Below are 21,773 nucleotides of genomic sequence, written 5' to 3' on the forward strand. Positions count from 1 at the left end.
CCATGCTTAAGAAACTAAAAGCCATCGGTGGCAATAAGCGGGAAAAGAAAGAGATCATCATCAACATCGAAACGCTCGAAACGCGCGTTGCGGTGCTGGAGGATGGCAAACTCGACAATTTCCACATTGAACGCCAGGAAGACAACCGTATCGTCGGCAGCATCTTCAAGGGCAAGATCCAGAACCTCGAGGACGGCCTCCAGGCCGCCTTCGTCGACATCGGCCTGAAAAAGAACGCCTTCATCCACTACTGGGACATGATTCCGGAAGACGCCGCGCGCCTCGAACGCGAGGAAGGCATCCGCGCCAAGAGCTCCACCCGCCGCCGCAAGAAATACAAGCCCGGCGAAATGCAGAAGATTTTCCCGGTCGGTTCCGAGATCATCGTGCAGGTCACCAAGGATGCCATCGGCACCAAGGGCCCGCGCGTGACCGCCAACCTGAGCATCCCCGGCCGCTTCCTGGTCATGATGCCCGGCACGCACCTCAAAGGCATCTCGCGCAAGATCGACGATGTGAAGGAGCGCAACCGCCTCAAGAAAATCCTGAGCCGCCTGCCGATCCCGGAAAACATTGGCCTGATCGTCCGCACCGCCGGCTCCGGCACGCGCAAGGTCAGCTTTGCGCGCGACGCCCGTACGCTGTTCGAAATCTGGAACGACATCGAATCCGGCATCAAGAACGATGCCGCCCCCACCTGCCTCTATTCCGAGCCCAAGCTCGCCGAGCGCGTGGTGCGCGACTACCTCACCGAAGACATCGACCGCATCTACATCGACAACCGCGAAATGTTCGATGCCACCCGCCAGATCATCGCCAAGTTTTCGCGCCGCTCGCGCAACTGGGTGCAGATGTATGGCGGCGAGGAGCCGATCTTCGACTATTTCGAGGTCGAGAAGCAGATCGAGTCCGCCTACCGCCGCAAGGTCTGGATGAAGTCCGGCGCCTACCTGATCTTCGACGAAACCGAAGCGCTCATCGCCATCGACGTCAACACCGGCCGCCACAAGGGCAGCAAGAGCCAGGAGGAATCCATCCTGCAGGTCAACCTCGAGTCGGCCGAGGAAGTCGCCCGCCAGCTGCGCCTGCGCAACGTCGGCGGACTGGTGATCGTCGACTTCATCGACATGAAGTCCAAGCGCGACCAGAACGCGGTCTACCGCTGCCTCAAGGAAGCCCTCAAGAAAGACCGCGCCCGCACCAACGTGCTGCAGATCTCCCAGCTCGGCTTGCTCGAAATGACCCGCCAGCGCGTGGAGGAGTCCATCTTCACCTCCGGCTACACCGACTGCAACTACTGCAGCGGACGCGGACGCGTCAAATCCTCGCTCTCCATGAGCGTCGAGATCCAGCGCCGCGTCAGCGAGTGCATGCGCAAGGACCGCAACGGCACGCACTCCATGCGCGTCACCGTCAACCCGCTCGTGCTCGACCGCCTGCGCAAGGAAGACGAGCAGGCGCTCATCGACATGGAGAAGGAGTTCCAGGGGCACCTCACCTTCGTCTCCGATGGCCACTTCCACATCGAGGAATTCACCATCACCAACGACGACAACGGCCGCGTGCTCTTCACCAGCATTGAAAACTAGGCCACGGTAACAGGCGCCCAACCCAACCCTGCCACCCCCCATGCGTCTAATTAGAATTGACGGCCGTCAATTCTAATTAGACGCATGGGCTCATGGAGCCGGGGCCAGCTGCAGGCGGAACATGAGCGCGGGTTCGTTGGTGCTTGCGGGTTTGACGACAACCTCTTGGGCAGCGCCGTCGGGCGCGGTGGATTCTTCGGAATAGGCGGCGGCGATCCATTGGGTGGGCGTTGCGCTGCTCTGGATGGAAATGGCGTAGTCGGTGGCCTGCGTGTTCCGCCTGTACCAAAGGCGCGGCTCGCCGTCGTTGCCGAGGAAGATTCCGAAGGGGCTGTCGTTGCTGGCCAGCGGATCGGTGAGCTGCATGTATTCCCAGATGTTCAGGAGTCCATCCCCTTCCGCATCGCCGAGCAGGTTGGTATCGGCGCCGGAGTTTCCGGCGAAAGCGGTCTGCACATAGTTCCCGTAGGTGGAGGGCGGCGGAATATCGAGGCGGACCAAAACGACGTCCAGCGAATCGATGTTGACGCCGCTTTGGCCCGTGGTTTCGAGCAGGATGGTGTTGTTGCCGGCCTGTAGGTGTTGCTCGGAGGATTGGGTGGTCCAACTGGAGGTCCAACCCCCTGAGCTGGGGAATTCCCAATCCGTCGCCACCGTAGTGCCGTTGATAGTGAGGTCCATCGGGCGGTTGCGATTAGAATCGCCACTGGTGTAGCGCACTTGGATTTCATAATCGCCCGGTTGCGATGCGTAGACCATCCAAGTGATGCTCCCCTCGGAGCTGCTGAAATCGGCGAATCCGGATCCGGTCCAGCCGCTGCCGCCGGTTTTGACAACGGGGCCGGAAAGCGCTGCATCCTCCGCCTCGTAGGGTCCCGTGCTTGGATAGATGACTTCGAGCTGGTCGAAATTCATTCCGCTTTGACCGGAGGTTGAAAGCCGGATGAGGTTTGAGCCGTTCTTGAGTTTGCGGGTCGAGCGCACCGTTGCCCACGTCGTGTCCCAATCCCCGGTGTTGGGGAACTCCAACGCATCGTCGATCCGTTCGCCGTTGAATTCGAAGCGCATCGGACGGCCGCCGTCGGGATCGGCGCCGGCATAGTGGAAGGCCAGCACCACCTCTTCGTCATCGCCGTCGGTGGTGACCGACCATTCGATGAATCCTTCGCCGTTGGAGAAGTCGAGGAAGCCCGTCCCCTTCCAGCCGGAACCGCTGGCGGCCACGGCCGCTCCGGCGGAATCCGCGTCTTCGGCTTGATAGAGCGTTCCGACGGCGGAGATGGCGGGCGCGCCCCAATAGAGCCCTTCGTCCTCATCGAACAGCTCTTCGCAGGAGACGACCTTTGCGCCGTCGGCATAGATGGCGGCCTTCACGGTTGTGCCGAGGTTGACGGAAAAGCTTTCCGTGTAGGGTGTGGAACTATCGTCCGGTTCTGAGCCGTCGACCGTGTAGTAGATGGCGATGGTTTTGTTGGCGGGCGCACCCCGGAGGGCGAGTTGGTCCACATGGATGGAAACCCGGTCGGATGTAATCTGCCGCCGCTCGCCGAGGATCGCGGCGGCCAGCAGCAGGATCTCGCCGTCGTCCGTTGTGGATTCCACGAAAGCCTTGGCCTTGCCCATAAAGGCGCGGCGGTTATCCGCCCGGTGCGGATCGGTGTCGGTCGGGCCGCCGTTGCCCACGGATTTGAGGGTGGCGGGGCCGAAGAGTTCGAACCAGACGCGGTTTTCGCCGTAGGGGTAGAACACGTGGTTGGTGTCGTTGATGGAGACAACGACCTCGGCCATGTCGCGCGCGTCCGCCAAAAGATTCGTGTTGTTGCTTTCGAGTTGGATGCAGGCGGGAAGGTCTGCTGTTTCGATGGATTTTTCGACCACCTTGGTTCCGCCGATGTAGCCCTCGGCCCTCAGGGTTCCCGGAAGCCATTGCACCAGCCACTCGGCCGCCATTTGATCCCAACCGCCATCGAGGCCGCCGAGGGCCTTGGTTCCCAGCAGGCCGCCGTCCTTGTAGAGCCGCACCTCTTCGCAGTTGGAATAGACGGCCACGGGAACCTCCGTCCCCTCGACCATCACGGGGTGGGTCCAGCTTGGCAGGATGTGGATCATCGGCGACTCGTTGCCGTCGGTCCAGAGGCTTTGGTAGAGATAGCAGGCGTCCTTCGGGAAGCCGGCGACGTCGATGACGCCGGAGCTGAACAGGCGGAACGGCCAGCCACCGTAGATATAGTCGGCTTCGCCGAGATAGTCGAAGCCCGTCCAGCGGAAGGCGCCGCTGAGCCAGTCCGACTCCTGCACCTTTTGCTGGAAATGGCGGATGTTGTCGCGCACGTAGGCGTTGTCGTAGGACGAGTTGAAGGCCCGTTTATAGGTGTGGCTCCCGGCCCAGTCGTAGGTGAAGATTTCCGACGGGGTCAGATTCGGCGTTTCGAGCACGGTGGTTGCGTTGTAGCCGTCGCGGTACCAGGTTTGTGTGCGGTACACGCCGCGCGCCATCCAGCTATGCGTGCATTCCGTACCGATGAAGGGCGCGGTGGAGCTGGGATTGGACGTGAAGTTGATTCGTTCGGTGGCGCCGTTTTCGCCGTAGACATCCATCATCTCCTCGTTGGAGCTACCGCTGGTCACAAGGCGGGACGGATCCATGGCATGGCAGACGGCGAGCATGTTTGCGGCGGCGGTGGATCCGGAGGTTTCGTTGCCGAGGCTCCAGAGAATGACGCTCGGGTGGTTGCGGTCGCGCATCAGCCAGTCGGTGATGTCGGTTTCCCACCAGTCGTTAAAATCGAGCGCGCCGTAATCCTGCGCCGCCTTTTGCTTCCAGCCGTCGAAAATCTCGTCCATCACCATCAGGCCGATGCGGTCGCACAGTTCATAGAAGATCGGGGGGCGCGGATAGTGCGAGGTGCGCACGGCATTGGCGCCCATATCCTTCAGCATTTGCAGACGGTTGCGCACCACCGCGTCCGGCACGGCGGCGCCGAGCGGGCCGTGGGCCCAGTGGTTGCACATGCCGTGGATTTTGAGGGGCTCGCCATTGAGCTCGAACCCGGAGTTGCGATCCCAGGCGAGCGTACGCACACCGATGGTGGTTTCGTAGCGGTCGATTTCCACGCCGGCAGCCTTGAGCACGCTGTGAACCGTGTAGAGGTTGGGCGAACCGGGCGACCAAAGGTCTGGATTCGGGATGTGGGCCTGCTGTGAAAAGGTATTGGTTCCGCCCGGCGATACGCTCAACGTTTGCGCTGAGCTTTGGCCGACGAGCGTGCCGGCCGCATCGTAGAGCTCCACCTGGCAGCTGACATTGGTTGTGGCGCCATGTTGGTTCACCATCCGCGTCTCGACATCCACGGTTGCATCGGAGCCGTCGTAGGAGGAGACCACCTGGGTTCCCCAACGGTCCACATGCACCTTGTTGGCGACGGAGGTCCAGACGTGGCCGTAGATTCCGGAGCCGGTGTACCAGCGCGCGGCGGGCTGCAGGCTGTTGTCCACCCGCACCGCGATCACCAGATTGGTTTTGCCGGCGATATGGTCGGTGAGATCGTAGGCGAACGAAATGTAGCCGTAGGGCCGGTGCCCCAACTCGGCCCCGTCCGCATAGACCGTGCTTTTGCGGAAGACGCCGTCGAACTGGATCGAAACGTGTTGGCCCTGCCACGCCGGAGGAATCGCCAGGTTTTTGCGGTACCACCCGACGCCCGTCGGCAGGTAGCCGATCTTGCCGCCGCCGTTGGCCGATGCGCTGTATTCGCCCTCGATGCTCCAGTCGTGCGGAACGTTCAGCGACCGCCACGAGGCGTCGTCGAAGCCCAAGGCCTCCGCACCGGAAACATCCGCCTGGATAAATTTCCAATCAAAATCGGCCGACAGCCTTTGACGCTCTGCGACTGCACAGCTGACAACAAACAGAAGCAAAACCGAGGAACGGACGAGGGAACATTTCATGGTCAAAACCAACTCTCTTTCATTTGGTATGCTAGGCAGCAAAAGCATCTGAGCCTATATATTCATAAACCCCGCCAGACCGCTATGAAGGACGCGGGAAATGAGTTGCGGCCCAACGCGCCTACCTTTATGGGTGGTATACAAAACCATGTAGATGTGTTTACGTGTTATACCAATGGGTACGAAGTGGAAAACACGGCAAAGCCTGCTGATGCGGGCGAAGAACCAGGACGACGAGGCGGCCTGGGAGGAGTTCGTTGCGTACTACCGCGATTTTATTGTGATGATCCTGCGCAAGATGAACCTCTATTCGGTGGATCTTGATGACCTGACGCAGGAGGTCCTGGTCAGGATCTGGAAAAGCCTGCCGAACCATATCTATGACCAGGACAGAGCGAAGTTCCGCTCGTGGCTCAGCCACGTGATCCGCAACCAGGTGCTGAACCATATCCGGGCCAACCAGCGCCGCGACACCAGGCACGCCGTGGCCACCCGCGATGAATCCGTTGGGGGCCTCTTCACCAACGAGGAACCGGAAATCGAAAAGATTATCCAACAGGAGTGGGAAGTCTACGTGGTGAAGCTGGCCCTCAAGAATATATCCGCCCTGTTTTCCGAAGGCGCCATCAAGGCGTTTACCCTGAGCGTGGAAGGGAAAAGCTCCGCGCAGATTGCCGCGCATCTCGGCGTGAAGCCGAACTCGGTCATCAAGCTGAAGAACCGGGTGAAGGTTCGGCTTGCGCAGGAAATCCAACACCTCCGAAACGAGTTGGAGTCGGTGTGAGCGAAGCGCCCTTCAACAATGATGAGCTGGACGGCATGGCCCGCATGCTCAGCTCCATGTACGGGGAGCGGGTCTCGGCGGAAGATTCCGAAGGGACGATCCATGCCGAGCTGAGAGCTTCGGGCGACCGCTACACGGATGCCGAGGTGCTGGCGCGCGGCGGCATGAAGAAGGTCAGCCGGGTGTTCGACACCAAAACCGGGCGGCAGGTGGCCATGGCCGAGCTACGCGCCCATGCGCCGGCGGAACTCTACGAACCTTTTCTGCGCGAAGCGCGCCTGACGGCCCTGCTGGAACATCCCAACATTATCTCCATCCACGACATCGGCCTGTTCCCCGATGGTCGACCGTTCTTTACCATGGATTTGAAGCGCGGCGATTCGCTGGCGAATATCCTGAGGAAAAACAAGATGCCGCGCGAGCAGCTGCTCGAAATTTTCGTAAAGCTGTGCGATGCGCTTTCCTATGCCCACTCGCAAAAGGTGCTGCATCTTGACCTTAAACCGGAAAACATCCAGGTGGGCCGCTTCGGTGAAGTGTTTATTTGCGACTGGGGGCTGGGGAAGATCGCCGACGGGGATGAAAGCGATGGGCAGGAGTTTGATCTCATGCTGTTCAACCCCGACCTGCTGAACAATATGACCCTCTCCGGCGAGCTGAAAGGGACGCCCGGCTACATGGCGCCGGAACAGTTCGAGAAGGGCGGCGTGAAAACCTTCCAAACGGATGTCTTTGCCCTGGGCTGCATGCTGTATGCGATTCTCACCCAGCAACCCCCGTTCAAAGGGAACCTGGAGGAAATCCGGGAACAAACCTTGGCCGGCAAGGTTGTTTCCCCGGCCAAGGCCTTTCCGAAAAAAAATGTACCGGCGGGCTTGAACGCCGTGGTGATGAAGGCCCTGAATCCAAAACCTGCCCATCGCTACACATCCGCGGCGGAGCTGCGCGACGATGTGAAAAACTTTTTGTCGGGATTTTCCACCTCGGCCGAAAATGCCGGGTTGATCAAGGAATCGGCGCTCTTTTTTAAGCGTAACCGAGCGGCCTGCCTGGTTGGACTGATGGCTCTGCTGGTGGTGGTTGCAACCACCGTTCTGTTTATTCAGCAGCTACAGGGCAGTCTGGTAGACACCCGACAGGCTCATGAGTTGGCCGAAATCCGGCGCGAGGAAGCCGACACGCAACGGCAGGAAGCCGAAGCCCTGCGGATCGAAGCCGAAACGGCATCCGCCCTCTATCGCGAAGAGCTGGATCGCAATCTGCGGTTGATCGGAAGCGTGGCCGAAAACCGGGAGCAACAGTTGTTCAGGCAAAACCTCGACTTTATCTATTTGGATCCGGTTTTGGCGATCGAGCTCTCCCTGCAGCAACTCAACCTGCTTGCGAGGGAGGCGCCCTCGCCCTATTACTCCGGGGAGATCGGGTTCCGCCATTTTATCCGGCAGGAGTTCGCCGTTGCGGAAGACCATCTTAAAAGGGGCGGCAAGAGCCACATTGATCTGTGGGAGCTAAGCCGGAAATATAAAAACCGAAAATCCGGCCACTTGTTGAACCTCGACTGGTTCGCGGAGTTGATCGGGGATCTGAAAGCGTCCAAAATGTACCGCACGGCATTGATGGAGCGGATGCTCGTCTACGACGATGCCGTACGTGAGGACAAGACCGGGTATGAAAAAGTCGTGGAGGCCGTTCTGCGCGGGTGGAACAACCGGTGGACCGAAGGCAGATTTGAATATGATCCCGAAAACGCTTCGCTCGAACTATCGGGAATCAACTTAAAGAGGTTCGTGATCCAATCCAATGTCAACTCCGGCGAAAGCCCGTTGCGGTTTATCAATATCCGGACGCTGGATGTCCACCACACGGGGCTTCAGGATCTGAATCAGATTAAAACACTGCGGATTCAGTCGCTCGATATCAGCAACACCGAAGTGGTTGACCTAAAACCCATAAGCCTTTTTCCAGCATTGAAAACGCTGATTGTGGCCCCAAACCAGTTTACGGACGCGCAGCTGGCCGCTTTGCCGTCAACGATCAGCGTTTCCATCCGCTGAGGCGTGATACGTGATACGTGATACGTGATACGTGATTTTTCAAGACCATCGTTGGGGCACCAAGGCCGAAGTTGATAAAACCTCCTGCCACCTGATTCCTATTTCTTTTTTCCCACCGGAGTCCCTCCGGGATTTTCAGCGGTGTTATTGCCTATAAGAAGTAGGGCTCTCAATCCGCCTGCCTGCGTTTTCGGCATCGGATTGGGCTGAACATCAAACAAAGAGAAGAACAGGAGATTAAAATGAGGAAAACAACATGGATAGCCGCTTTGGCGGCGGGGATCGTTGGTATTTCAAACGCCGAAACGATTTACATCGATTTCTACGATAACGGAACCGTTAATTCCGCGACGGAAACCTATAACGTATTGCATTCCGGCGCCGGGCAGGGCGGAAGCCACCCCTTGGCTTCGGCTAGTTCGGGGCTGAGCATAATGAATATGGTGGACACGGGAAATGGCGCGACCCCCGTCGATGCTCATCTCATCTCCTATAATAACGACGGAAATACATCTGCCGGCGGCGGGAATGTCGCCATCGGCGAAATCAGCGGGATTGCCACCAATGCGTCAAGTGATGCGCTCTGGTGCAACGATCAAGGAACGGCCGGCAGCGACTTTGGTCTGGTTTTGACGTTCAGCAATTTGACCGGATCCGCATACAACATTTCACTGCTGACCGCGACATCTTCCGGCGCCGGAACCTGGTCTGTGACGACCGGTGCAGGGGATGCAAGCGCTGTAGCCTATCCTACCGTTGTAAACACGTCGAACACGCTTGATTGGACGTCGGTCGTGCCGGTCGGAGGCACGATTCAACTGACCAGCGCGAATACGTCCGGCGGTAGCTGGAAAAACATCTGGCTCGCCTTTGCTTCGCTGGAGGCCGTTACCGTTAGCGGTGCACCGCCGAGCGCCGATGCCATCTCGACCAATGTTGTCGAGGACGGAAGTGTAAACATCACCTTGAGCGGTGACGATACCGATGGCGACGAGTTGACCTACCGTATTCAGTCCATGCCGGCCAACGGCACGCTGACGACGAACGGTACGCTCCCGGATGTCACCTACACCCCGGATGCAAACTATGTCGGCGACGACAGCTTTACCTATTACGTCAATGACGGAACGCTTGACAGTACGGTAGCCACGGTCTCGATCACGGTCGATCCGGGCAACGACGATGCGCCCGTTGCCGATGACAAGGAAGTCACCGTCCTCGAAAATGGCTCGGTCGAGATCACGCTGAGTGGTTCCGATCCCGAAGGCAGCAACCTGACCTATGCCGTGGTCTCCGGCCCCGGCAACGGCAGCTTGAGCGACACCACCGGGCAGGTGCTCACCTACACGCCGGATGCGGACTTTTTTGGTTCCGATAGCTTTACCTACACCGTCAACGACGGCGCACAAGACAGCGCCCCGGCCATCGTCTCCATCACGGTCATCGAAGTGTCTGATGACACATTGATCATCAATGGCGATTTTGAAGCGGATGAGATCGCAGGCAACAATGTACTTGGGCCCGTTACGGGCTGGAATGACGGCGCCAACATCAGAATCGATGCCTCGGACTCCAAAACCCCGGGGAACCCGAATACCGTCGTGCGGTTGACGGGAAATTCCACCGTATACCAAAATTTCACCACGACCTGGAGCTCGAACGATACGTTCAAGCTTACCTTCAATGCCTGCAATGTGTGGTGGAAAACGGGTACCGAGCCCGGCATCTGGGTGTCCATGCGCAGCGCCACGGGCACGGAATATGCCGCACAGTTGGCCGCCACGGCCCAGACCCATGCGAACACCACCTATGCAGACTGGACGCAAGATATGACCTGGAGCTTTGAATTTGCCTGCTCCAACCTAGTCGCGGCAGGTGCGAGCCCCAATGACGAATTGCGGCTCAACTTCTGGTCTAAGAACAACAACAACTCGATTAACTGGCTCGACAATGTCTCGTTGGCCCTGGAAGTCGGCGAGCTTCCTCCGCCGTCGGAAGTCGGCGACATCTCCATCGAAGTCGTCTCCGGCGGAACCGAAGTGGCCCTCACCTGGCCAACCGCGGCTGGTTGGAACTATGGCGTGGTGGCAAGATCAAGCCTGGTGATCGGAAGCTGGGATACCGCCACCGACATCACCAATGGCGTTCCCGGAAATGGCGGCGACGTGACCATCACCATCCCTGCAACGGATGACGTCGAGTTCTACCGCGCTTATCTCGATAACTAATTCCATTTAAACAAGTAGTAATCAACCGGGCGGACGCAGCATCCGCCCGGTGAAATAAGGAAAAGGAGAACAATGAAAAAAACAATAGTAGCACTCATAGCGGTGTCCGGCCTGTTGGCCTCGGCAAACGCCGAGATCATCGTCAACCTTGATTCCCTCGATGTTAACTCATCGTTCGGCACCAGCACTGGCACCGTAGGTGCGGTGTCCGTCCCGTTGGGCGGCACTTCGGCGACACACTCGTTCACGGTCAGCGGCTTGGACGTTGCCGAGGACAGCACTGCCAATGACACCGTGACGTTTTATTACGATGTGACTGCGATTAATGGCAATATCCAGAATATTACCGGTAACGCATTTTCAATCGGCGTCGATGGAACGGGTGATCCCACCGACCACGAAATCGATCCGGGCGAGGGTCTGATCTTCGACAACCTGACGGCAACGGTTGTTTTTGGAGACGCCACCACGGACACGCTTGTCATCAATTCTGCGGCTTTCACGTACTTTGGGTTACGCTATCCGGGGGGTGGTGATGTGTACAATGTGACCACCTTGGCTGGCGAGGAGATTACCACTAGTTCAACCCTCGATGGCGGTTCTTATGATCCTTATGCCTTCGAAAGCCCACAGTCAGACTTCAAAGTCGTTTCTAGTGCTGGCGGTGGCTTCGGTGTCGATACCATTCAGGCAACCTTCACTTTGTCAGTCATCCCGGAACCGGCGACACTCGGTTTGGTGAGTGCATTTGGCGGAGCGGTTCTGTTTATCCGCCGTCGTTTCATGATCTAATCAGAAACCATTCCTGTTGGTTGGAAGGGGCCGCTACAGCATGTGGCGGCCTTTTCTTTTGGTTGCCGACGACCGGCGGCCCGCCCTGCCCCGTCGAACAGGTAGCGATGTAGAGTTCGTCGAAGAAAAAAAGCTAGTAAAGGAAGAGAAATGAAAATCAAAACAACCATTTTGGCCCTGGCCGCTGTGGGGCTGCTGGCCTCGGCGCATGGCAACCTGATCCAGAACAGCGATTTGGAGGCCGATGGGTATACAGGCACCGGGGTGAATAACTTTACCACGACCATTACCAATTGGTCCGGCACCACGAAAATCAGCACCACGGGCGACAACAACACGATTCCGGAGGCCCCGAACACGGTGTTCCGGATGCAGGACACGACGAGTGTCTGGCAGAATTTCTACGCGAATTGGGGGGCAACCAACACGTTCACGGTCACTCTTAACGCCTGCGAAGTCTATTGGAGATCCGGCGCCGCGGGCGCTAATCTGCTGTGGGTTTCGCTGAGAAGCGCCGCGGGCACGGAATATGGCGCGGTTTCGATCGATCTTCAAGGCACGCACGGCGGGAGCGGCGTCACCTATGCCGAGTGGCAATCCAACCAGACGCACACCGTCCAGTTTTCGGGGCAGGATCTCATCGATGCCGGCGCAACCGCCGGAGAGGAGCTCAGGCTGAATATATATTCGGGGGATATTAACTGGGTCGACAACATTGCGCTGACCGGCGCGGAAGCCGGGGATCCGCCGACCGTGGGCTATGGCTCTCCGTTCCAAAACGGCATGGTGCTGCAGCGCGGCAAACCGATCAAGATCTGGGGAACGGACGATCCAGCCAACACCGTGACGGTGTCGATCAACGGCAACAGCGCCCAGTGCGTGGCCGATGAAAACGGCGACTGGCTGGTTGAACTTCCGGCCATGACGGCGGGAGGCCCGTATGAGCTGGGCGCGAGCAGCAATGGCAAAACCAATACGCTGTCGGATGTGCTGGTGGGTGACGTCTGGATTGCCTTCGGCCAGTCCAACATGGTGCGCCCGTTGAGCGAAATGACCAATAAGCAGAGCTATATCGATGATATTTCCACCAACCGCATGATCCGCTGCCTTAAGATTGCCCTGGATGCCGCCTTGACGCCCCAGAGCGAGGGAGACATGACCTGGCTCGACAATTCCAACCCAGGAGCCTGGGGTTCGGTCGCGGCCGTATTCGCCCACCAGATGCATGCGGGCAGCGGCGTGCCGACCGCCGTGATCTGGGCGGGCTGGGGCAGCTCGTCGATCGAAGGCTGGATGCCGAGCCAGATGACCGACGACTTTCCGCACTTCGACGAGATGCTGGATCTGTATCAAAGCATCGGCGAATACACCACCGGCGATACGATCTCGTCGCGGGTGCCATCAGGATATGCCTCGAATCTTGAATTTATCACGGCCGTGCTGAACGGCGAGGCCACGTGGGATGATAATGCCGAAATTTTCATCCGCACGCGCCCCAACATTATCTACAACCAGCGGATCCACCCGTTGCTCAACCTGGGCATTTCCGGGTTTGTCTGGTATCAGGGCGAGGCCAACAGCGGCACCCCGGAAAACGTTGCCCAATACGGCTTCACGCTGCCCGCATTCGTGACGGAATACCGCGAACTCTTCGATCAGGGCGACCTGCCTTTCCTGGGCGTGCAGCTTCCCTCGTACAACAGCACCTACTGGGCTTGGTTCCGCGAATCGCAGAGTCGCGTCTCGGCGCTGAGCAACGCCTTTGTGGCCGTAACCATCGATACGGGATTGGAGAACAACATCCACCCCTACGACAAGGAGCCGATCGGCCAGCGCCTTGCGCTGCTGGGCCGCAAATATGCGCTCGGCCAAGATATCGTGGCGCACGGCCCAACGTTCGAGTCCATTTCCATCAGCGGCAACGAAGCCACGCTCGGCTTCGGCCACGCCGACGGCCTGACGACCGACGACGGATTGGATCCCGCCGAGTTTGAGTTGGCGGGCGCCGATCAGGTCTGGTACGCCGCGACCAGCTCTTCCATCAGCGGCACGAACGTGACCGTCAGTTCCAGTTCGGTCGCTGCTCCCGTGGCGGTGCGCTATGCATGGTCGCCCGCCCCGGTGAACACGGTAAACCTGATCAACAGCGACGGCCTGCCCGCCGCCCCCTTCCGCACCGATGATTGGACACCGACCGACCTGGGCGACCAGGCACCGATGGCCGTGAATGACCGCTTTGCCGCATTCACCGATGAACTGCTCAGTGTTCCCGCCCCAGGAATTCTGGAAAACGATATCGATCTCAACCGCGACGATCTTTCCGCTTCGCTGGTGTCGGATGCAGCATATGGCACACTGGCGCTGGCACCCGACGGCTCGTTCACCTATACCGCCGTTGCCGGCTTTGCCGGATACGATTCCTTTGAGTATGCCGCCTTCGATGGTGCCCTCTCCGCAACGGCAACCGTGACGGTTGTCGTCCAAGGAGAGGTGGCCGGGGACGATTTGATCCTCAACGGGGATTTTGAGACCAACGATGGCGCCACCGGAGGCAACACCTTTGCCAACTTTAACAGCTGGGTGGGATACAACGACGGCGACGCAGTGAATATCCGTAATGATCTGGGCAATGGCGACAATGTCGTGGGTACTTCGATCATGCCGCGGCTGATCGCGACCAGCACCACGGGAGACCGAGGCGTATATCAGGATTTTTACGCTGGAACCTGGAATAGCGCGCATACGTTCATCATCAGCTTCAATGCCTCCGAAGTCTATTGGAAGGCCGGAGGTGCCGATAATGACGGGGTCACCGTGTCCCTGGGCGATCAGGATGGCGGCAATGCCGTATCGGTCTATCTCAACCTGGATGGCACCTACGATGCCGACGACGAACCTTACACGACCTGGACCGGCAACCAGACCCACGAACTGACCATCACGGGCACGGAGCTGATCGATGCGGGCGTAACCGCCGGGGAAGATCTCAGAATTGACCTCTCCGCAACCTACACCGGCAGCGGAAACTCCATTATCTGGGTGGATAATATTTCGGTGATGCTGGAGTCCGATGCCGACGCACCCGAATTTGTGCCGGGTGGCGTGACCGTTTCCAACGGAAACCTCGTTGTATCGTTCGCCGGAACCGTCGGCGGTCCGTACACGATCGAGTTCACCGACGATCTGACCGACACCAACGCATGGAACACGGTCACCAACTGGAGCGCCCTGCCCGCATCGCCAATGGCCGTCACCCTGCCCACCACCAACCCCGCCGCCTTCTATCGCGTTGGAACGCCGTAAACGCGGCGGGATTCTGTGCAACGTTGAGCGGTTTGTCCATGATTCTGGCAATCTAATCCATTGCTTTTTTCCAATGAATGCAGAAATGTTGGAAACTGCAATTTGGAACCTTTAGAGCATCCGGGAGAAAGAGGCATGGGAATCGTTAAAGAATCATTCGGGCAGACCAACGACGGGCAGGCCGTCGACGCATTCGTTTTGGAAAACGCCAAGGGCATGAAGGCCAAGGTTATCAACTATGGCGCAACGATCGTTTCGATCGAGGCGCCGGACAAGGACGGCAAGGTTGCGGATGTGGTTTGCGGCTTCGACGACATGGCGGGCTACCAGAGCGACGCGAACCCCTATTTCGGTGCGTGCTGCGGTCGCTACGCCAACCGCATGGCGGAAGGGAAATTCAGCATCGACGGTGTCGAATACACCCTGGCCGTCAACAATGGCCCGAACGGGCTGCACGGAGGGCACATCGGCTTCGACAAGAAAGTGTGGGCGGCCGAGATGGTCGGCGACACCGTCAAGATGACCCTCGTCAGCCCCGACGGCGAGGAAGGCTATCCGGGCACGCTGACGGTTGAACTGACCTACAGCCTGAACGACGATGGCGGATTGCAGCTCGACTATTCGGCCACGACGGATAAGAAAACCGTCCTCAACCTGACAAACCACAGCTATTTCAACCTGGCCGGCGCCGCCGGCGGGTCGGTTCATCCGCAACTGATCCGCATCAATGCCGACCACTATACCGAGGTGGACGACGATTCGATTCCCTCGGGCAGGCTGTTGCCGGTTGCCGGAACCGAGATGGATTTGATTGAACCGACGCCGATCGGCCAGCGCATCGACGAGGTGCAAGGCCTGGGTTACGACCATAACTATTGTTTGAACAAGAGTGCCGAAGGCGAACTTTCGCTGGCGGCCGTTGCAACGGATCCGGAAAGCGGCCGCTCAATGGAGTGCTGGACCACCGAACCCGGCGTGCAGTTCTACACCGCCAACTATGTCGACCACGTTGTGGGCAAGGGCGGCGCCGTCTACAACAAGCAGGAGAGCTTTTGCCTCGAGACCCAGCATTTCCCCGACAGCCCCAACCAGCCCGGCTTCCCTTCCACCTTGCTGGCCCCCGGCGAAACCTACAAGCAGACCTGCATCTATAAGTTTGGAATCGCTTGATCGCCGGAACCGGTGCTCTTGCTACCTTGAGATCCGCAGACTCACCACCTCGTCAAGAAGTCGCAACGGAATGCCTGAAGGCTTATCGCGATATACCGGGTTTGGGGATTGGGTCGATTCCCGAGTGGATCCACCTTCATATAGCCGCCCGCATCATCCAGCTGAATGGCATGCAACGGCCGCTTGTGCTCATCCAGAAATTCAACCTGGGCATTTGCCAGTTTGATTTCCTTGCCCTTGTAGGTGAACTCAATGAAATAGGTATGCCCCGAGGTATTGAGTTCAGGGTTTGAACTCTTAACCGCCCGGGTTGTGACCATCTGGTCAAGAACCTCCACTTCGGTATGGCTGTCGTATAGACGGAAAGAGCACACGGCGACCGCCAACTGATCGGCAATCGACTGCCCGAACGTGGATGCTACAAATAAAGGAACCAACGACGCGACAACCATCCATGTTTTGCTCATCCTGCACTCCTTTCGAAAATGCCTAATAAATTGAAACCACAACACCTTATGTCGAGCGGCAGTTTAAAACCCGAAAGAAGAATGGCAAGGCATTTCCTCGGCACGGCGGGGAATTGAAGCTTGTTAAGCCCATGCTTAAAATCCAGACTAACAGCAATGAGGATCGGTTTTTCGACATTTGTATTGGATGGGGGGCAGACGGGGGTTGCGACGTATATCTGTGAGCTGTTGCGCTTTCTGCAATTGGAGGATACGGAAAACACGTATGACCTGCTGATGGCACAGAGGGATGCCGACCTGGTTCCGCTCACAAATCCCAACTTCAGCAAAACGGTGGTTCCCTCGATCATCGGCCAGCCGCTGGTCAACCTGGTTTGGCACAACACGGCGTTGGCGGCGGCGGGCAGGAAGCTCGATGTCCTGCACGTCCCGAGCGCGCGGCGCGTCCCGCTGGTGAAGGGCACCAAGGTGGTGGCTACGGTGCACGACCTGGCGGCGTTTGCGGTGGAGGCGAAATACGATCCTGCCCGCATGCTCTTCAACCGCAAGCTCGTGCCGGCCATGATCCGCAACGCCGACCACGTCATCACCGTGAGCGAATTCACTAAAAGCGACATCGTGAAACATGTCGGCTATCCCGAGGAGCGCATCTCGGTGATCTATTCGGGCATCAACCGCGACCTGTTCCAGCCGGTTGCGGCCGAAGAGGCGCGCGACAGGCTGCAGGTGCTCCACGGATTGGATAAACCGTTCTTCGTCTATGTTTCGCGGCTGGAGCACCCGGCCAAGAACCACGTCCGGCTGATCGAAGCCTTCGAACGCTTCAAGTTGCAGAACGACAGTTCGCACCAGCTGGTGCTGGCGGGGGCCGACTGGAACGGGGCGGATGCCATCAAGGCGCGGGCGGCGGAGAGCCCGGTGAAGGACGACATCGTGTTCCTCGGCTTCGTTCCGGTTAAATCGCTCCCCCTGCTCTACTCCGGGTGCGACCTGATGGTCTTCCCCTCGTTGTTCGAGGGTTTCGGGTTCCCGATCGTGGAAGCGCTGGCCTGTGGCGCGCCGGTGGCGTGCTCGAACACGTCCTCGATGAAGGAGATTGCCGGCGACCTCCTCCCTACCTTCGACCCAACCGATCCGGAGGCGCTATTCCGGAGCATGGAACGAACGGTTGCACAAGGCTGGAGCCCCGAAATGCGGACTCGCGGCACGGATTATGCTCTTACGTTCGATTGGCGGAAAACCGCCGAACGTGTTTTGGAGGTATATCGGTCGCTGACCTGACCGGGTTTGTTGTATGAAACGGGGAGCCACAACCCTTTTATGGATGATTGTCGTCGCGGCACTGGTCGTGACGGGCGTGCTCGTCTATCTGGAAATGCCGAAGGAGCAACCGAAGCTCGAACTCACCCGCAAGGAGTTCACCTGGCTGCAGGAAAATGCCGAAAACATCCGCCTTGCCCCGTTGCCTGATTCCCGGCCGGTCGATTTCATCGACGATAAAGGACGGCACGCCGGGCTGACGGCCGACTACCTCCGGCTGATCGAAAACAAGCTGGGGCTCCGCTTCAGGATTGTCCAGTGCGAAAACTGGGCCGAGATCCTCGAAAAACTGCGCAATCAGGAGATCGATCTGGTTGGCTCCGTGCAGAACACGCCCGAACGGCAGGGTTTCCTGCGCTTCACCGAGCCCTATTTCCGCCTGCCGACCGTCATCCTGACCCGCCAGGACTGGAGCGAGGAATTCAACATCGACAACCTGCAGGGCATGCCGGTGGTGGTGGTGGAAGGTTCGGCGATCCACGGGCACGTCGCCAAGCTCCACCCGGAATACAACCTGGTTCCGGTCAAGGATGCCGGCTCGGGGTTCCGGATGGTTTCGTTCAGCGAAGCCGACGCGATGGTGGCCGACCTGGGCGTGGCCTCGCACTATATCGACACCTATGCCATCGCCAACCTGCGGGTCGCCGGCGATATCGACTATCCGTGGGATCTTTGCCTGGCCTCGCGCAAGGATTGGCCCCTGCTCAACTCCATTCTCAACAAGGCGCTGGCGCACATCACCCTCGAGCAGCGGCGCGCCATCAAAAAGCAGTGGATCACCCTCGACGACACGGTACGCATTCCGCGCGAAGATTATCTGAAGGTGGTCGGAGGCATCCTGATTGTCACCTTGCTGGCGATTGGCTCGGTGATGTTCTGGAACCAGACCCTGCGCAAGCAGGTGACCCACCGCACCGAGGAGCTGGGGCAGGTCCGCCAGAGCCACGCGCAGGCCACACGCGCGCTCGGCGAAAGCGAAGAGCGCTTCCGGGCCCTAGTGGAATCGTCGAGCGACATGATCTGGGAAATGGATTTTTTCGGCAGCTATCTTTATGTGAGCCCGCGTGTGCGCGAAATCCTCGGCTACACCCCCGAGGAGCTGATTGGCAAGAGCTCGTTTTCGTTCATGGACAAGGAGGAATCCGCCCGCAACCTGGCCGCCTTGCGAACGAGTACCGTCAACTACACCTTCGACTGTGAAATCAACACCTTCATCCATAAGAACGGGCAAAAGGTGATCCTCGAATCGAGCGGCCGGGCCTTTGCAAACAACAAGGGCGAAGTGGCCGGTTTCCGGGGCGTGGCGCGCAACATCACCGAGCGCATCGAAAACGAGGGCGCCCTGCGGCGTTCGGAGGAGCGGTTCCGCAACCTGGTGGAAACCTCTTCCGACTGGATCTGGGAGGTCGATAACGCCGGCAACTACACCTATGCCAGCCCGCAGGTCGAAACCCTGCTGGGCTTTGCGCCGAACGAGCTGATCGGCCGCCACTTCACGGAAAACATGCCCCCGCAGGATGCCGAATCATCCCGGTCGCAGTTTGCCGGGATCGTTGCCCGGGGCGGGGCCATCCATGCCAGCGTTTCCACCAACCGGCACAAGGACGGGCGAACGGTTATGCTGGAGACGAGCGCGGTGCCGTTCTACGACAAGGATTGGAACATCCAGGGTTACCGCGGCATTGTCCGCGACATCACCGACCGCGTCGCTTTCGAGAAGGAGCTCGAATTCGAGCGCAACCTCTTCCGCACCTTCATGGAACATGCGCCCGACCTGATCTATTTCAAGGACGCGAAGGGGCGCTTCATCGAGGTTAACTCCGCCAAGGCCAAGGAAGTGCAACTCAGCCCCGAGGATTTGATCGGCCATACCGATTTCGACTATCTTCCGCAGGAACAGGCGCAGGTGCGGCTGGAGGATGAACGGGAGGTCATGCGGACCCGCAAGCCGCTCCAGAAGGAGGAGCTTGCCACCACACCCAGCGGGGATTGCTGGTATCTCACAACCAAGGTGCCGCACCATGACGGGGAAGGAAACGTGGTTGGCACGTTCGGCACCTCCTGGAACATTACCTACCGCAAACTGGCCGAAGAACAGCTCCGCCAGCTCCGCGCCCTGCTCAGCAACACGATTGACTCCATGCCCTCCATCCTGGTCGGGGTCGATTCGGGAGGCACGGTGATCCAATGGAACCGTCAGGCGGTATCGATTACCGGAATTCAACCGGTCGATGCCATCGGGAGGCCCCTGCGCGAGGCCTTCCCCGGCTTGGTCAAGGAAATGGTCAAGGTGGAACGGGCCCTGCGCGAGCGAGCGCCGCAACAGGAGGAACGCATCCGCATCCAGGAGAACGGGCGCACCCGCTACAACGATATCACCGTATTCCCCCTGCTCGACGGCGAAACCGAGGGCGCCGTCATCCGAGTCGACGACGTGACCGACCGCGTCATGATCGAAGACAGCATCCGAAACATTGTCGAGGGGGTCGCCGCCGTTGGCCGCCGCTTCTTCAAATCGATGGTCGACCAGCTGGCCAAGACCCTCGATGCCGATTTTACCTTCATCAGCGAATTCATCGGCGAAGAACGGACGGCCATGCGCACCATCGCGGTTTCCGACAGGGCGCAAACGGGCGCGAACTTCGAGTTCGATCTCGCCAACACCCCTTGCGAGCTCGTGCTGAAGGGCGATTCGTGCCTCTATATCGAACGGGCGCAGGAGCGCTATCCCGACACCCAGATGCTGCATAACCTGGACATTGATGGATACATCGGCATCCCGCTGGTCGATTCCGAGGAGAATGCGCTGGGAATGATGGTGGCCATGTATCGCAAACCGGTGGAACAGGTTGAGTTCGCCACTTCGATCATGCAGGTTTTCGCCGGGCGCACCGCGGCCGAGCTGGAGCGCCTCCAGGCAACAAAGGAACTCGTTGCGCTGCAGAACCTGATGGAAAACATCATCAACTCCATGCCTTCGATCATTGTCGGTGTGGACGCGGATCGCCGCGTGATGCAATGGAACCACCAAGCCGAAAGCCTTTCCGGAATGGATGCGGCGCGGGCGCACGGCCAACCCCTCGACCGCGTTTTCCCCGACCTCGGCAACGAAATGAACCGCGTGCTCGAAACCATGGGCTCCCACGGTGTGCAGCACCACGAGCGGATCCACTGCTCCATGAAGGGCGAGCCGCACATGGTCGATGTCACGATCTATCCGATTACCACCGATGGTTCGGAAGGCGCCGTGATCCGGATCGACGATGTGACCGACCGCGTGCGCATCGAGGAAATGATGATCCAATCGGAAAAGATGATGTCGGTCGGCGGCCTGGCGGCCGGCATGGCACACGAGATCAACAATCCGTTGGCGGGCATCCTCCAGAACCTGCAGGTGATGCGCAACCGGGTGACGCACAACACCGACCGCAATATGGACGCGGCGCGGGATGCAGGCACATCGCTCGAAGCCATCCAGAACTATATGGAGGCGCGCGGCTTGCTGAAGATGATGGAATCCATCTCCGAGGCCGGACGGCGTGCCGCCAAGATTGTCGACAACATGCTCAGCTTTAGCCGCAAGGACGAGGCGCACTTTGCCCCGAACGATCTCGAGGAGATCATCGAGCGGAGCATCGAGCTGGCCTCGAACGACTACAACCTGAAAAAACGGTTCGATTTCAGGCATATCCGCATCGATCGGGATTTCGATGAGCTCGAACCCATCCCGTGCGAGGGCAGCCAGGTGCAGCAGGTGATGCTCAACCTGCTGTCGAACAGCGCCCAGGCCATGGCCGCCCGCCCGGATGAGGCCCCGGAACCCCGGATTGTGGTTCGGTTGAAAAAAGAGAAGGACATGGCGCTGATCGAGGTGGAGGACAACGGCCCCGGCATGGATGAGGAAACCCGCAAGCGCGCATTCGAGCCGTTCTTCACCACCAAGGAGGTGGGGCACGGTACTGGATTGGGCTTGTCGGTCTCCTATTTCATCATCACCGAAAACCACGGCGGAACCATGAATGTGCACTCCGCCCCGGGCCGCGGCGCCCGTTTCAGCATCCGGATTCCGTATGAACACCGCATGGAACGTTGGGGGTTGCGCCTGTGACGCCCATGAG

The 21,773-nt window shown here is 59.0% G+C and carries 11 protein-coding genes; 9 read left to right on the top strand and 2 right to left on the bottom strand.

Going from position 1 to position 21,773, the window contains the following annotated elements:
* Nucleotides 1-2 precede the first annotated feature (2 nt).
* Nucleotides 3-1,589: an Rne/Rng family ribonuclease gene (locus E9954_RS27185; protein ID WP_136082447.1), complete on the top strand. Its 1,587-nt coding sequence runs from the start codon at nucleotides 3-5 to the stop codon at nucleotides 1,587-1,589.
* 90 nt (nucleotides 1,590-1,679) lie between these two features.
* On the opposite strand, the gene E9954_RS27190 is transcribed toward E9954_RS27185, so the two are convergent.
* Nucleotides 1,680-5,537 (bottom strand): glycoside hydrolase family 2 TIM barrel-domain containing protein, encoded by a 3,858-nt coding sequence (locus E9954_RS27190; RefSeq protein ID WP_168442632.1) that lies wholly within the window; start codon nucleotides 5,535-5,537, stop codon nucleotides 1,680-1,682.
* A gap of 175 nt (nucleotides 5,538-5,712) precedes the next feature.
* Here E9954_RS27190 and E9954_RS27195 point away from each other — a divergent pair, with 175 nt between their 5' ends.
* The 6 genes from E9954_RS27195 (at nucleotide 5,713) to E9954_RS27220 (ending at nucleotide 15,868) form a co-directional block, all read left to right on the top strand.
* Entirely contained in the window at nucleotides 5,713-6,321 is a 609-nt protein-coding gene (locus tag E9954_RS27195) for an RNA polymerase sigma factor (protein WP_168442633.1), read from the top strand.
* A complete protein-coding gene (locus E9954_RS27200; RefSeq protein ID WP_136082450.1) occupies nucleotides 6,318-8,375 on the top strand; it encodes a serine/threonine-protein kinase in 2,058 nt (685 codons plus the stop codon). Before E9954_RS27195 ends, E9954_RS27200 begins: the two co-directional genes overlap by 4 nt.
* Before the next feature lie 242 nt (nucleotides 8,376-8,617).
* On the top strand, nucleotides 8,618-10,603 hold the full coding sequence (locus E9954_RS27205; RefSeq protein WP_136082451.1) for an Ig-like domain-containing protein: 1,986 nt from the start codon (nucleotides 8,618-8,620) through the stop codon (nucleotides 10,601-10,603).
* A gap of 72 nt (nucleotides 10,604-10,675) precedes the next feature.
* A complete protein-coding gene (locus E9954_RS27210; protein WP_136082452.1) occupies nucleotides 10,676-11,395 on the top strand; it encodes a PEP-CTERM sorting domain-containing protein in 720 nt (239 codons plus the stop codon).
* A gap of 150 nt (nucleotides 11,396-11,545) precedes the next feature.
* Complete coding sequence (locus E9954_RS27215) at nucleotides 11,546-14,698, top strand: sialate O-acetylesterase (RefSeq protein WP_136082453.1); 3,153 nt, start codon at nucleotides 11,546-11,548, stop codon at nucleotides 14,696-14,698.
* Nucleotides 14,699-14,833: 135 nt separating this feature from the next.
* Nucleotides 14,834-15,868 (top strand): aldose epimerase family protein, encoded by a 1,035-nt coding sequence (locus tag E9954_RS27220; RefSeq protein WP_136082454.1) that lies wholly within the window; start codon nucleotides 14,834-14,836, stop codon nucleotides 15,866-15,868.
* A 41-nt stretch (nucleotides 15,869-15,909) separates the two neighbouring features.
* On the opposite strand, the gene E9954_RS27225 is transcribed toward E9954_RS27220, so the two are convergent.
* Nucleotides 15,910-16,335 (bottom strand): hypothetical protein, encoded by a 426-nt coding sequence (locus tag E9954_RS27225; RefSeq protein WP_136082455.1) that lies wholly within the window; start codon nucleotides 16,333-16,335, stop codon nucleotides 15,910-15,912.
* A gap of 156 nt (nucleotides 16,336-16,491) precedes the next feature.
* Here E9954_RS27225 and E9954_RS27230 point away from each other — a divergent pair, with 156 nt between their 5' ends.
* Complete coding sequence (locus tag E9954_RS27230; protein ID WP_136082456.1) at nucleotides 16,492-17,616, top strand: glycosyltransferase family 4 protein; 1,125 nt, start codon at nucleotides 16,492-16,494, stop codon at nucleotides 17,614-17,616.
* 13 nt (nucleotides 17,617-17,629) lie between these two features.
* Nucleotides 17,630-21,763, top strand: coding sequence for a PAS domain S-box protein (locus tag E9954_RS27235; protein WP_136082457.1), 4,134 nt, complete (start codon nucleotides 17,630-17,632; stop codon nucleotides 21,761-21,763).
* Nucleotides 21,764-21,773: the final 10 nt, after the last annotated feature.

This window comes from Pontiella desulfatans, from assembly GCF_900890425.1.
In the GTDB taxonomy this organism is placed as follows: Bacteria; Verrucomicrobiota; Kiritimatiellia; order Kiritimatiellales; family Pontiellaceae; genus Pontiella; species Pontiella desulfatans.

Coding starts and splice junctions, on each gene's coding strand:
- E9954_RS27205 (WP_136082451.1), top strand. CDS start 8,618: ATGAGGAAAACAACATGGATAGCCGCTTTGGCGGCGGGGATCGTTGGT.
- E9954_RS27210 (WP_136082452.1), top strand. CDS start 10,676: ATGAAAAAAACAATAGTAGCACTCATAGCGGTGTCCGGCCTGTTGGCC.
- E9954_RS27220 (WP_136082454.1), top strand. CDS start 14,834: ATGGGAATCGTTAAAGAATCATTCGGGCAGACCAACGACGGGCAGGCC.
- E9954_RS27190 (WP_168442632.1), bottom strand. CDS start 5,537: ATGAAATGTTCCCTCGTCCGTTCCTCGGTTTTGCTTCTGTTTGTTGTC.
- E9954_RS27235 (WP_136082457.1), top strand. CDS start 17,630: ATGAAACGGGGAGCCACAACCCTTTTATGGATGATTGTCGTCGCGGCA.
- E9954_RS27185 (WP_136082447.1), top strand. CDS start 3: ATGCTTAAGAAACTAAAAGCCATCGGTGGCAATAAGCGGGAAAAGAAA.
- E9954_RS27225 (WP_136082455.1), bottom strand. CDS start 16,335: ATGAGCAAAACATGGATGGTTGTCGCGTCGTTGGTTCCTTTATTTGTA.
- E9954_RS27215 (WP_136082453.1), top strand. CDS start 11,546: ATGAAAATCAAAACAACCATTTTGGCCCTGGCCGCTGTGGGGCTGCTG.
- E9954_RS27195 (WP_168442633.1), top strand. CDS start 5,713: ATGGGTACGAAGTGGAAAACACGGCAAAGCCTGCTGATGCGGGCGAAG.
- E9954_RS27230 (WP_136082456.1), top strand. CDS start 16,492: ATGAGGATCGGTTTTTCGACATTTGTATTGGATGGGGGGCAGACGGGG.